General features: G+C 57.3%; 9 protein-coding genes and 2 pseudogenes. 7 read left to right on the plus strand and 4 right to left on the minus strand.

What is annotated here, in order from left to right; genetic code table 11:
* Positions 1-448 precede the first annotated feature (448 nt).
* The 4 genes from DUT91_RS23145 (at position 449) to mgtE (ending at position 6,594) form a co-directional block, all read left to right on the plus strand.
* Complete coding sequence (locus tag DUT91_RS23145) at positions 449-2,635, plus strand: type I secretion system permease/ATPase (RefSeq protein WP_114442798.1); 2,187 nt, start codon at positions 449-451, stop codon at positions 2,633-2,635.
* A 17-nt stretch (positions 2,636-2,652) separates the two neighbouring features.
* Positions 2,653-4,122, plus strand: a complete 1,470-nt coding sequence (locus tag DUT91_RS23150) for an HlyD family type I secretion periplasmic adaptor subunit (RefSeq protein ID WP_114442806.1) — start codon at positions 2,653-2,655, stop codon at positions 4,120-4,122.
* A gap of 108 nt (positions 4,123-4,230) precedes the next feature.
* Positions 4,231-4,632, plus strand: coding sequence for a hypothetical protein (locus DUT91_RS23155; RefSeq protein ID WP_342634475.1), 402 nt, complete (start codon positions 4,231-4,233; stop codon positions 4,630-4,632).
* A 579-nt stretch (positions 4,633-5,211) separates the two neighbouring features.
* Positions 5,212-6,594: a magnesium transporter gene (gene mgtE, locus DUT91_RS23160; RefSeq protein ID WP_114442800.1), complete on the plus strand. Its 1,383-nt coding sequence runs from the start codon at positions 5,212-5,214 to the stop codon at positions 6,592-6,594.
* 259 nt (positions 6,595-6,853) lie between these two features.
* Here mgtE and DUT91_RS26330 read toward each other — a convergent pair whose 3' ends face one another.
* On the minus strand, positions 6,854-7,111 hold the full coding sequence (locus DUT91_RS26330) for a helix-turn-helix domain-containing protein (RefSeq protein WP_245419938.1): 258 nt from the start codon (positions 7,109-7,111) through the stop codon (positions 6,854-6,856).
* Positions 7,053-7,631: an AraC family ligand binding domain-containing protein gene (locus DUT91_RS23170; protein WP_200835074.1), complete on the minus strand. Its 579-nt coding sequence runs from the start codon at positions 7,629-7,631 to the stop codon at positions 7,053-7,055. Before DUT91_RS23170 ends, DUT91_RS26330 begins: the two co-directional genes overlap by 59 nt.
* Positions 7,632-7,728: 97 nt before the next feature.
* On the opposite strand from DUT91_RS23170, the gene DUT91_RS23175 reads away from it, so the two are divergent.
* Positions 7,729-8,877: a multidrug effflux MFS transporter gene (locus tag DUT91_RS23175; protein ID WP_114442802.1), complete on the plus strand. Its 1,149-nt coding sequence runs from the start codon at positions 7,729-7,731 to the stop codon at positions 8,875-8,877.
* Positions 8,878-8,980: 103 nt separating this feature from the next.
* A pseudogene (locus DUT91_RS26915) lies at positions 8,981-9,256 on the plus strand (hypothetical protein); the annotation flags it as partial.
* Positions 9,257-10,130: 874 nt separating this feature from the next.
* Here DUT91_RS26915 and DUT91_RS23190 read toward each other — a convergent pair.
* Complete coding sequence (locus DUT91_RS23190; RefSeq protein WP_147272251.1) at positions 10,131-10,622, minus strand: hypothetical protein; 492 nt, start codon at positions 10,620-10,622, stop codon at positions 10,131-10,133.
* Between the two features lie 303 nt (positions 10,623-10,925).
* On the opposite strand from DUT91_RS23190, the gene DUT91_RS23195 reads away from it, so the two are divergent.
* Entirely contained in the window at positions 10,926-13,184 is a 2,259-nt protein-coding gene (locus tag DUT91_RS23195) for a glycoside hydrolase (protein ID WP_114442805.1), read from the plus strand.
* Between the two features lie 272 nt (positions 13,185-13,456).
* On the opposite strand, the pseudogene DUT91_RS26335 reads toward DUT91_RS23195, so the two are convergent.
* Positions 13,457-13,576 (minus strand): annotated as a pseudogene (locus DUT91_RS26335) (IS630 family transposase); the annotation flags it as partial.

Raw genomic sequence — 13,576 nt, forward strand, 5'->3', positions numbered from 1 at the left:
CTTCCAAAGAGGGGGTCAGGCAATTTGCCGACGGCTCGGCGATCACCGGCACCAGCAAGGCCCAGATGACGGATGGCACGAAGATGCTGGTCGGCGACGTCACCCTTGCCTTCAGGCCATCGCTCACGAGCTGATTATCATCACAAGGCAGTACCACGAGCGGAGGCAGCATATAAGCTGCCTCCGCTATCTCGCAGTTGATGCGCTATTCCTGCGGTGCATTAAGATTCCTACCTGGAAGCTGAGATCCAGCTGAGGCTCAGTTGGTTGAAACGTAAAATAGGGGTGGTGGCGCCCCCTTTTTCTCCCCCTATTAATTGGTAAGCTGCGTACTTGACGTTGCGATTTTAGCGTTCCCAAAGACCCAGGATAAAGGTCTCCGCTATTTCGCAGCGCGGCGGCTATTCTTGGCTGAATGTTCTTTTTGTAATTTGCGTATGAGTCATTCATGGATAGTGTCCCGATAGACAGGACGAACAACGATCAGGCCTTTGATGATGTTATCGCCAGGAGCTCCGATACAGGTTTGCTCGCGCTCGCGGCGATTGCCGGACATTACCGCATCTCGGCCGATCCGGAGCAGTTGGCGCGCGAAATGGCGCTCAAGGGGCCGGCAAATGCGAACGATATCTGCCGAGCCGCCAAAGCCGCGGGCCTCAAGTCGCGTTTGATAAAAACGCGCGGTGTAAAACGTCTGGTGGCATTGCCCGTTCCTGCCATTGCCTGCCTTGATGGTGGATCCTTTTCCCTCTTCGTTGGGGTTCCCCGCGAAGGAACCTGCAGGATCGTCGATCCCTCCGATTTTTCCTCGCGAGAACTATCCGCGACCGAACTTCTTCAATTGACAGACGGTGCATTTATCCTTGTGCAAAGGCGTTTGGCAGGGGCCGGCGCATCACCCGAGCATTTCGGCTTTCGCTGGTTTCTGCCATCGCTGTTTCGTTATAAGCGAGCACTCGGCCATGTGCTTCTCGCATCGCTGTTCCTGCAGCTGTTCGCCCTAGTCACGCCGCTGTTTTTCCAGGTTGTGGTGGATAAAGTCCTGGCGCATCGCAGCTATTCGACCTTGATCGTGCTGGTGGTCGGTCTGGCGACGATTGGCCTTTTCGATGTGGTTTTGCAGTACCTGCGCACCTATGCGCTGTCGCACACGACCAACCGCATCGATGTCGAACTGGGCCAGCGATTATTCCGGCACATGATGAATCTGCCGCTCAGTTATTTTGAAACCCGCGCGGCGGGTCAAACGGTTGCGCGTGTTCGTGAGCTTGAGACCATTCGCGATTTTCTGACCGGACAAGGGCTGTTTTCAGGCCTCGACCTCATCTTCACATTTGTCTTCATCTTCGTGCTGTTTTGCTATTCGTCGACGCTCGCCTGGATTGTTGTCGCATCGATCCCCTTTTATCTCGCTATTGGTGTCCTTATCAGGCCCTTTCTGAAGGAGCGTATAGACGAGAAGTTCGACCGCGGAGCGTATAGCCAACAATTGTTGGTAGAAACGGTCGTCGGCATCCAGACCCTCAAGGCATCCGCAGTCGAGCCTGTTGTGGCTGCACAATGGGAGGAGCGTCTGGCAGCTTATGTCCGCTCGTCATTTGCGGCGACGATGCTGGCTGCCAAGGGGCAGAACGCAATTCAATATGTGAACAAAGTCACCAATGCAGCACTGCTGTTGTTCGGAGCGCAGGCTGTCATTAATGGAGACCTTACAGTTGGTGCGCTTGTCGCCTTCAATATGATCGCCGGTCAGGTAGCGCAGCCGATCCTGCGTCTGTCGCAGCTTTGGCAGGATTTCCAGCAGGTGCAGGTGTCGGTCTCACGGTTAGCCGATATTCTCAACGCACCACAGGAGCCCAGGCCCTCGGTGACAGCCAACCTGCCGCCGCCAAAGGGAACATTGGCGTTCAATTCGGTCAATTTCCGCTACAGCCCCGAAGGTCGGGATGTCCTTAAAGATATCAATCTGTCCATTCATCCGGGCGAAGTTATCGGCATTGTTGGGCCATCGGGATCGGGCAAGTCCACGCTGACCAAGCTCGTCCAGCGTTTCTATATCCCCAACAGCGGCCAGGTTTTCATGGACGGGCAGGATATCGCGCAGGCAGATCCGGCCTGGCTACGCTCGCATATCGGTGTCGTCCTTCAGGAAAACATGCTGTTCAACCGGACGATCCATGACAATATTGCCCTTGCCGCGCCGGCTATGTCTCGCGAAGCCGTCATCCGTATGGCGCGGCTTTCAGGTGCGGACGAATTCATTGACAAGCTGCCACGCGGGTACGACACATTGATCGAAGAACGTGGCGCCAATCTCTCCGGCGGCCAGCGGCAGCGCCTGGCAATTGCCCGAGCGCTGGCGACCAATCCGCCGATCCTCATTTTCGACGAGGCGACCAGTGCCCTCGACTACGAGAGCGAGCGGATCATCCTTGCCAATATGCGCGAAATCGTTCGCGGACGCACGGTGATCATCATAGCCCACAGGCTTGCCACGGTCCGCCACTGCAATCGCATTATTGGTATGAAGGACGGGCGCATCGCTGAAGCGGGAACGCATGATGAACTGCTTGATCGACCCGAGGGGCTATATGCGCATTTGTGGCAGTTGCAAACCGGGAGCAACGCGCCATGACCATCCGAAACAACCCAATGGCCCTGCTGCAGGCGAGGCGAACTGACCGGCAGCAGGGCAATCGCGAGGATGATGAATTCCTCCCCGCGGTGCTAGAAATACTGGAAACGCCGGCCTCTCCTATTCGTATTGCTGTGCTCTGGTTCATCTGCCTTCTGGCGACCGGAACGCTGCTTTGGACATGGCTCGGGACGTTCGACATCGTGGCGACGGCGCAAGGCAAAGTGCAACCAGCGGGACGGGTGAAGGTTGTACAGTCGCTGGAAGTCGGAAAGACAAAGTCGATTCCCGTTTCAAACGGGATGAGCGTGAAGGCCGGGGACATCCTAGTGGAGATTGATGACACCGAGATCGGGGCTGAGGAACATGCCGCTCGAAGCAGCCTGCAAGCGTTTCGGGCGGAGGTCGCGCGCCGTGACACCGCTCTCGCAACGATCGTGGCCTGGCAGAGCCAAGGATTATGGGCCACTGATCACCGGAGTGCTGATCGGCCCCTGGTTTTCCCCGGCGATATCCCCGAAGCCATCCGTCATCGGGAAAAAACAATTCTGCAGGCGGATCTGGCGCAATTGGCTTCCTCGCTGAACAATCTGGACGCGCAGCGCAGGCAGCGGCAGGCGGAAATCGACAGTCTAACCCAAGCGATCGCAGCGCAGGCTTCACTCGTCGAAACGCTTGGCGAGCGGGTGAGCATGCGGTCAGCGCTTGTCAAGGCAAGTGCGGGCTCCCGCGCTCATGTTATCGATGCGCTGCAAGAGCAGCAGGAGGCTTCAGCTGCTCTCGCCACGCAAATGGGCCAGCGGGATGCCGCACGGGCAGCCCTGGAGGTCGCCACCAGCGAGGGCGCCAAGCTTGTCGACGGTGTTGTTGCCGACAATGCGACGAAACTGTCGGAAGCCGGACGCCGCGTCGATGAACTTGAACAGCAATTGATCAAAGCCGAGAAACGCCGCAAGCTGATGACCATCAAAAGTCCGATCGACGGAACCGTACAATTGTCCGCCATCACCACTGTCGGCCAGGTGATCACAGCGGGGGCCGAATTGATGCGTATTGTCCCGAAGAACATGCCGCTGGAAATCGAAGCCTACCTGCCAAACCGCGATATCGGTTTTGTCGCGGCTGGCCAGCCCGCCGTCATCAAGGTCGAGGCCTATCCATTTACACGCTTCGGTATCATCGACGGCAAGGTTGAGCGGGTCGCCACCGATGCGATCCCGGAACCGGATGCCCAGCAACTGGAATCCACCGTGGCAAAGGAACTGCAATCCACGGTCCCGACAGGTAATGTGCAGCGGATGCAAAACCTGGTGTTTCCGATCAATGTCACGCCCGACAAATCCACCATTGAGGTCAATGGCAGGTTGATGCCGCTGACTCCCGGCATGGCCGTCACGGTCGAGGTCAAAACGGGAAAACGCCGGATCCTGGAATACCTCTTCTCGCCGCTCGTCGAAATCACCTCGCAAGCCATGCGCGAGTTCTAGAATGCGGCGGACAAGGGGCACAATCCTTTCATCGCAAAACAGCATCAGGCCGATCCGTCGCCACAGGATCAAAAAACACGCCACTCAGTTCACAAAGGCAGAATGAAGATGTCGCTTATCAAAGTTGCCGTTGCAGCAATTACGCTCACCTTGGCCGCAGCGGGTCTCGCCAGCGCGCAGGAGCGGGCCTGTCGCAGCACGGACCCTGTCGACACCATAAAGGAAATGTTCGTTGCAATCTTCGCCTGCTGGGAGCCGCCCGTAGGGAGCGACGGCATGAGCATGACCCTGACGTTCTCGATCCGGCGAGACGGAACGCTCATCGGTAAGCCGCGCACCAGCTATTCCCAGCTCGGCCCGGATGACGGTCTCAACAAGGCTTTCGTTGCCTCTGTGTTCGAGGCGCTCGACAAAGCGCTGCCTCTGCCGCTCTCCGATAGCATGGGCGGCGCGATCGCCGGCCGCATGCTGGCCCCCCGGTTCACTGCCACCCGCGAAAGCCCAACCTGATCTGTCACGGGCTGTCGAGAACTTCTCCGGCCAACCGTGCGCTGCGGAGCTTCGAGAGCGCCGCCAAGGTAGGCTCGCTCAGCGAGATAGACTGGAGGACATTGCTCGCTCCTGATGGAGCGGGCGAAAAGACTGAATGAGAGGCGGACGTAAAAGGTGTCGACCGACTGCCAGTTTCTCGCAGTAGTTCGTGGGAAGGCCATCTGCGCTGACACCATCCTCCGAATCCGAGGGGAACAGTTGGCATGAGGTGCGGGCAGAATTTTGGGCGGCGGGTCACGCACGTAAGTCGGTGGATCAATGACCGGATCAAGTAGAGTTCGGTGCACGGACTAGCTAGTATCGTCCAATGGCCGATTTTTACATCAACCGCCGCGTAAAAAGTCGGCGAAAAGGCAGCCTGACCGTATCCAGGAGACCGAACATGGAAGACGGATCTAGTCGCTTGGCTACGCAGCTTTTCAGCTTCGTGGCCGCCCCTCTCAGACCCAACCCGACAGCCTGCCGACGCACGACCCTGCCTCTCCATTGATGGTTGGTCTTCCGTCGGCAGCACCAATCCGACCGACGGAGTTCAAAATGACCGCCATCATCGCCGCCGCGGCTTTCCGCGACTATCTCGCCCAGAATGATCATGCTTCGATCAGGGCAGCACTTGCCAACCGGCATGCAGCCGACATTGCCGACGATGTCGCTGAACTCGATCCCAGTGACATCGCCAAAATCTTGCTGCTGATGCCCGAACGCGGCGAGGCCGAGGTCTTCAGCTATTTCGAGTCCGCCATCCAGGTTGCCGTTGCAGACGAATTGAGCCGCACCGACCTTGCCCGGCTCGTCACCGCCATGTCGCACGACGAACGCGCCGACCTGTTCAATCGGCTGACGCCGGAGCAGCAGCAGGCGCTGCTGCCCGGCATCGCTCACGCCGAACGTGAGGACATCCGCAGGCTCGCCGCTTATCCCGAGGGCACGGCAGGCTCGATCATGACCTCCGACTATGCGGTTCTGGCTGCCGACCTAACTGCTCGTGAGGCAATCGACCGGCTGCGCCAGGAAGCGCCAGACAAAGAGACGATCTACGAGACCTATGTGGTGGACGAGACGCGCCGGCTCGTCGGCGTCGTCTCCCTGCGCGATCTCCTGATCGCCCGCGACGAGGTGCGCGTGGCCGACATCATGCGCAAGGAACCGATCTTCGCACATGTTCAGGACAAGCGTGACGAGGTCGTGCAGAAGATTGCCGATTATGATCTTCTGGCACTGCCAATCGTCAATGGCGGTGACGCGCTCGTCGGCATTGTCACAGTCGATGACGCCATGGATGTCACGGAAGCCCAGCGTGGCCGGTGCGTGCTCCAGTTCGGCGGCAACGTCGCTGTTGGCGGCGGCCCTGACCTCGACCTGCGAGAGTCAAGCTTCCTGCAGATGTTCAAGGTGCGGTCGTTCTGGCTGATCATGCTGACCGTATTCGGTGTGGTCACCAGCACCTTCGTGGCGGCCCAGGAGGAGATGCTGAGCCAGTTCATCGTGCTCGCCGCCTTCATCGCGCCCATCGTCGATATGGGCGGCAACACAGGCAGCCAGTCCGCAACCCTCGTCATCCGCGCCATGGCGCTCGGCGATCTGAAGCTGAATTGGCGCGACGTCTGGTTCGTGATCCGGCGTGAGATCCCGGTGGTCCTCACACTGGGTGTGGTCATCTCCCTCCTGGAAGCCGTGCTGGCTTTCTTCAGCAAGGGCGTCGGCGGTGACGTGCTACTGGTCGTCGGCCTGTCCATGGCGGCCTGCACGGTGCTGGGCGGCATTATTGGCGCCCTGCTGCCCTTCGCCGCGCGTCGCATCGGCACTGACCCAGCGACGCTGAGCTCGCCGATGATCACCTCGATTATGGATCTGCTCGGGGTCTTCATCTACTTTGGCCTGGCCTATGCCTTCCTTGGGCATCTGCTGGTCGGCGGATAAGACAACACAAGCCATGATCGAGAACCTTAATGTGATTGCCGCTTCCGTCTGACCTCGCAGCGCCGCCAGAGGCGATAGCGGTAGTTTGCTCTGGCAGCGTGAATGTCAGACACAAGCAGAAGGCGGCAAATGCAAATCGGCCGAGGACCATGCCGCGCAAAAGGGGGTCGGTTCCGGTAGGGGGCGAAATGACAACCTAAGGATTTTCCTCCTTAGGCCAGAGATATTCACCGGTGCACGGAAGAAAATGCTTAATGCGTCATTGTAGCGTGTGAGAAGAACCCATAAACAGCCGGGGCGTGTACCCTGTCGTCCCCTTGAAAAAGGCGATGAAGGCGCTGTCGCTGGCGAAGCCGAGATCGAAGGCCGCCGATGTGATGCTCCGCCCCCCGGCAAGCAGTTCCACGGCTTTGAGTAATCGCCATTGCTGCCGCCACTGTTGGTAGCTCATTCCGGTTTCACGCCGGAATATCCGACCGATGGTTTTTTCGCTTGTTCCCTGGCGACTTGCCAACACGCCCAGCGGGGGTGGCAATTCGTCGGTGTTGAACGCGGCAAGGCGCCCATCTGAAGGAAAGCGGCAACAGCATCGGCTGACGGTGCGCGATGTGGATTTCATCAAGGCAGACCGCCATCAGGTTGGCTCCCGCGCCATCTTCCCAGTCCATCTCAAACACCGCCGTCGCAATCCTTTCGAGTACAGCGCGCAACAGCGGCGTTACCTCCATGACTTCGACCTCTTCCGGCAGGTTGCTATACTTCGACACATCCAAATACACCGAGCGATAGTCGACGGCTTCGGTCATTCGCGCCCGGTGCTGGATTCCTGGCGGGATCCAGGCAGCCCTGGTCGGTGGCAGCATGCACAAGCGATTGGGCAGGCTGATGCGGATGCAACCGCTTCGCGTGAACAGCAATTGCCCCATTCCATGTTGATGCCAACCGGAATCGTGCCGCCCGAATCCGGCGGCGATACCGATCACCGCCTGTCCCATGCGATCGGGATCAAATTCATCATCAGGTTGGAGCCAAGGCATTTTGTCTGATTACCGATGTTTTTTGTCTTTTTGTATATAACACGCCAAGGCGAAAGAATGCTATGGACTTCAAACAAACGGAACCAGGCAGATCCCCATGCAACGCAACATTGGACTCGCATTGGCTACGGCCCTGATGATGTTCCCTCAGATCGTGGAGACGATATATAGCCCCGCGTTACCGCATATAGCGCACTACTTTTCTGTGTCGGCGGATCAGGCCGCTCAGACCTTGTCACTCTACTTTCTTGCCTTTGCATTCGGTGTCGTGTTGTGGGGTCGGCTATGCGATCGGGTTGGTCGTCGGCCGGTAATGCTCATGGGATTACTGGTTTACGGCGCGGCCTCGGTGGTAGCGCTGTTCAGCCATCAGTTCTGGATGCTATTGGCAGCACGGATGCTGGCCGCCTTTGGCGCTGCGGTCGGATCGATCGGCACTCAAACGATGCTGCGTGATTCCTTCTCCAGCACAGAACTCGCCAAGGTATTTTCTGTCATGGGCATCGCCCTCGCTGTAAGCCCGGCGATCGGAATGATGGCAGGTTCGACCCTGGTCAGCCATTTCGGATATCTGGGTGTATTTACGGGACTTGCGCTGCTGGCCATCGTTCTATTCGGATGGTCGGCGGTGCGTCTTCCCGAGACTCGGCCTCAACACGTGGCAACCGCGCCGCTGATACAGACGCTTCTGATGATGCTTCGTGATCCGGCAATATGGCGCACGGCGGTTCTCGTCGCGCTCTTCAATCTTGGACTGTTTGGCTATTATCAGCTGGCACCGTTCGATTTCGAGCGGCTCGGCCTGTCGACGGATATGTTTGGATATAGTGGGCTGTTGCTCGCATTCGGAGCGGTTCTTGGCTCCTTATTGAACAAGCGCCTAATTCAGTATGGCTGGAGCTCGGAACGTTTGGTGCTGGCGGCTGCGGTGCTGACCTTGGTCGGCGGCATCTTCGTGGTGATGATGGCCTCAAGCTGGCTGTTTGTTCTCCCCATGATAGCGGTGGTGCTCGCCTACGGAATTGCAATTCCGAATATTCTGGCGAGGGCGCTAGCTTCCTATGGCGATCGCCTGGGGACTGCCGGCGCACTTCTTGGGCTGTTCTACTATCTGGTGTTAGGAGGCGGCTTGATACTGGCAGCATGGAGTCAACAGCTTGGGCTGGTGCTCGTGTGCTGCGGTATCATAGCGGTGCCACTGGCGGCGGCATCCCATCGGCAGGCGCGCAGGGTAGGCTCGATCTGATTCCCTCATTGCGGCGTGGGGCAGGATTTTGTCCCTCCCGCAATGGACCGCGTCTATGAAAGCCGGCTAGGGTGTCATTTCGCCCCGTACCGGAGCCGACCACGTTGAGACGGCCGCGATGTCCGACCGCGGCGCTTCGATTGTGAATGCCATTGTCGCCACCCTGCGAGAACGCGGAGTACTGTTGCCTGCGCCGGAAATCGTCGAGCGAATGGGGCTTGCGGCTCGCGCTATAGCTCGCCGCCGCGCCGAGGGTGCGCTTATCGAAGGTCTGGCACCAGAGAAGCTGCAGGCGCTCGACAAGCTGCCCAAGGTTGATGCCGCGATCGGTCAGACCCGCTTCCATTGGTTGCGGTCGGCGCCCGAAGCACCGACAGCCTTCTCATGCCTTCACCCCGCGCCGCTCGATCGTTACCGGTCGCCCCTTGTGATACTGCGTGGGAAACAGCGCCTCTGCTTCACATCGAGCCGTGGACAGCGTTTCGCCCCATCTTTGATAATCGCCATTCATGTAGGCAAGCAGATGCTTGGTGACAGCCTTTTGGGCGGCTATCTCGGTTGGAAAGACTTCGGGTTTTCCACCGTCGGCCATGAGTGGCTTAGGTCGTGCGTCTCCTCCCACTCAAGGTCACTAACTTCATCAGGGGTACGATCGGTCATAGTGGCCCACCGCGCAGAATCAACGTTGCAACGGCCAATTCTCACATAAAGTGCAGTGGAACAAGAAAAAATCTCAGTTTAAGTACAGAATCTCAATTTAAGTACAGGGGCAACCCATTGGGGTCATTCACCCAAGTGTCGCATCTTTAACTGCAGTCCGACAGACTACGCGCCGCTGTTCAAGCGCTATGGCTATGGCGTTCCAGACTTGGAGCGGGTACGCCGCAGCGCGTCCAATGCGCTGACCCTTGTGGTGCAGGACACAATCACGCCATACCGGAAGGCGGACAAGGCCTCCCCGCAACACGTTCATAACGTTCATAACGAGATGAAGGTGTTCCAGTCGCCGTGGCCGGTCGCGGAATTGCGCAAATTGGTCGATGCGCCCGTAAGCCTGCGCGTTACGCTCAGTACATTCATCGAACGAGGTCACCGGCCACAACCGGGCTTAAGCGGGTTGTTCGGAAACAGGCGAAGGCTAATCTCCTCAACAGGGTCAAACGCCCTAAATTGATATCCAGCCTGAAACCTTTCCGCCTCTCCCGACAATACCGAAATCGACGGCGCCGCGACCGCTCACCGCAAAATAGGGGCTATGGCGCCCCTTTTTTGTTCCCTCTGCCAACTGATATGCTGGGTGCCATTATTTGTTGATCTGGTTCGCAAAGCCTATGCTCCGGAAACCGGGCACAGGGAAAGAAATCTTGAAGCGCGGAGGCGGATGAAACGATGACGAGCCGTTCAAAAAATCCAACCAATCGGAAGTCGATGAGCACGGTGTCGAATGCCCAAACCCGCAACTGGACGGATGAAGAAGTCGCGGAAGCGGTGGAATATCTGAAAAGGCGGCGGCCTGAAGTGTGGGCCGAACGGAACTGCTTGAAATGACCGCAGGTGATCTGTGTGGCTCTGAAGCAGGGGGATTGGAGTTCGCTACGCTCACCGTTCTTCATTCCGAGTGTAAATCTTATGAAATTGCCCAGCTTGAAAGCAAGGTTCGTGATGTCCGGCGCGCGCAGCTGGGCCTGAAGTAATTTTCCAGGAGGAGGTTGTGATGCCAAACCTTTAATGATCTTCATGAGCAAGAACGGCTATCTCTTCCTTTCGAGTGGATGAAGGCGAGCCTCCCTGGCTCAGGGCCGTGCGATACAGGCCCTTTAGTTAAGCCTGTGGCGCCACTTGTCGCTGAAAATCAATTCACCGGCAGGGTTACCATGATGACGCCACATGACAAGGCCAAGAGCATGAGGGCAGCCCGTGTGCCTATAAAAACCATACGCCGCCGCGGGCCATGAACGTCGGTGCCAAGTCTACCAATTTACACATGCAATACCCAAGTCTTGCACCACATCCGCTACCATACCATGAATTTTCCGGGTTAACTTCAGATGGAGAATCGTTCATTGCACTTACTCCGCGTGTTTGCCACTGTACTTTCTTTTCTACTCGCTAGCTTTCCTGCCTATGCGGCAGTCATCCTGCAGAATGATAAGTGGTTCGTGACGCTGGAACCCGAGACACTTGCTATTGCAGCACAGCCCGCGAAGGGGAGGGCCGTAGATCTTTCCTCTGGCGTTGTGCCCCACACCGTTAACGGTTTGAAGGTCGGGTCCGATTTCGCCACCTGGCATTGGGATGATGGGAGTTACACGATTTCAGCCAGACTCAAGGAGGGTGACCTCTCCCTTTCGATTGCTGCGAAAGCACCTGGCAGTTTGGCAATGTTGAGCCAGCCAATGGCGGCTTGGGGGAAGGGTTTAATTTTTCCGCTCGCCGAAGGCGCTTACATTCCCATAGGGAATAAGGTTTGGAAAAACTTCCTGTTGGAACGGCTGGCCGAGTTCAATACCTCGCAGGACATCAGCCTTCCTTTGTGGGGGCTGGACCATGAAAGCTTCTCGCTTTCCTGGATACTGACCAATCCGTTCAATAACACAGCACGTTTCACGCAAGACGGGGATGGCATAGGTCTGTCCCTTGAGCATGAGTTTACAACGCTCGATTATAAAACACCCATGACGATGCTGCTCCATCTTGGGGATGCCGATGCGCTGGCTGGCGCAAAGCGCTATCGGGAATGGCTAATCGCCGAAGAAAAATTCGAACCGTTGGCCGAAAAGATAGTCGCTTCGCCGGAAGCTGCCAAACTGATCGGGGCAGCCCACACATATCTTTGGGGAAACGGGCTTATCTCCATTGACGACGTTAAAGATTGGGCCAGATTTCTTGCAATCCTGAAGGGCGACAGCAAACTCGCGAAAGATATTCGCCAGCGCTTCGAAGGCGAGCCTCTTGCCGTGCTGAAAGAGATAGAGGGTAAACCTTACCAATATCAGCAACTCGTGCTGGTCCGAGCCTTCAATGCCGCGATGGACACGCATGCAAGGGAAAGCTGGCAGACGGCGACTCCGGATATGACACTTCTGACACACCGCTATGCCGAACTGCGGAAAGAGGTGGCAACGACATTCTCTGTCGCCCTGAAATCCAACCCCTCCCGCTGGGGCGGCGGTATCTCTGTCGCGACAATGAAAAAGATGCAGGAAGCGGGACTGCAGCGCCTGTGGATTGGTCTCGGAGAGGGCTGGGAAGGTGGCTTGTGGCACCCGGAGGCGATCAAGGCGGGGGTCGATGCCGGTTATCTTGTAGCGCCTTATGACTCCTATGAGACCGCGCTGCAAAAAGGGGACAATCCAAGCTGGGCCACAGCACATCTGGGTGAAGCTGCCTATCGCGATTGCGCCATCAGACAGAAGGATGGCTCGCTAAAAGCTGGATTTCAGCAGAGCGGACACTACACCCAGCCCGATTGCGTCCGTCCCCTGATGCAAAAGCGCATACCGGCGCTCCTATCAGCTGTTTCCTTCAACAGCTGGTTTCTTGATGCTTATGCCACTGGCATGGTCTTCGACAGCTACCCGCCCGCCAAACCGATTACGCAGGCTCAGTACGCGGCAGGCAATGAGGAGAATATGCGCTGGGTTGGCGAGAAACTGAAGCTTCCGATCGGATCCGAAGACGGAAATGCAACGACTGCGCAGGGCGTTCTGTTCGCACACGGCATGCAGACGCCCGTGATCGGTTGGGGCGACAAAGACATGCAGCGGGACAAGTCTTCGCCTTACTTCCTCGGACGGTGGTACCCAAACGAGAAACCCGAGACATTCTTCAAAACGGTGCCCCTGAAGGAACCGTATCGTACGATCCATTTTGATCCGAGAACCAGATTGCCGCTTTATCAGGCTGTCTTCCATGGGTCGGTCATCACCACGCATCACTGGCTATTCGACAACCTGAAGTTGACGAACGTTCGTCCGCAGAACGAGCTCATCCAGCTTCTCTACAATGTGCCGCCGCTCTACCATCTCAGCGCCGATACGCTGAGGGAGCGCCTACCAGTCATAAAGCGGCAGTATTCGTTCTTCCGCCCTCTGCATCAACGGCTCGCCACCCAGGGCTTGATTGATTTCCGCTGGCTGACACCAGATCATCTCGTTCAGCAGACAATGTTTGAGGATGGTACCAGGTTGGTCGCCAATTTTGGCCAGCCCTCGTATCGACATGACCGCATCGTTCTGCAGGGCCAATCCATAGCAGCGTATCTGCCCGGGCAGGAGGAGCCTATCTTTTATCAGGTTCAGATGTGAGAATGATCAAGTGGGCGGCACCCGGTTTCGCATGCTGGAGATGATGGCCAAAGATCAGGGAAACCTCGACACACGTTGGGATAAATATCCGTTCTTAGAGAGAGGCAAACCCGCATCGAATATAGTCAGGCGGTTTAAAATCCGCGGATGAGAGTATGATAACCATCGGTTCGGACCACCATCTCCAGCACCGTGCACAGGCTACATCATTTGACCTGCCTCGTGTATGCGGGGTAACGTAAACACGCCCGGAAACCTAGAGCGTGTCCACTTTACTCGGGGTCATATCCGCATGATTTGAAGTAGTTGGCGCATTCCTGCGGCTCGAACAGTGTGACGATCTGGCCGACGGTATTCCATAAGCCCTCGACCGTTCGCTCAGCTTTGGGGCG

The sequence above is a fragment of the Paramesorhizobium salinisoli genome (genome assembly GCF_003335045.1).
GTDB lineage: Bacteria > Pseudomonadota > Alphaproteobacteria > Rhizobiales > Rhizobiaceae > Paramesorhizobium > Paramesorhizobium salinisoli.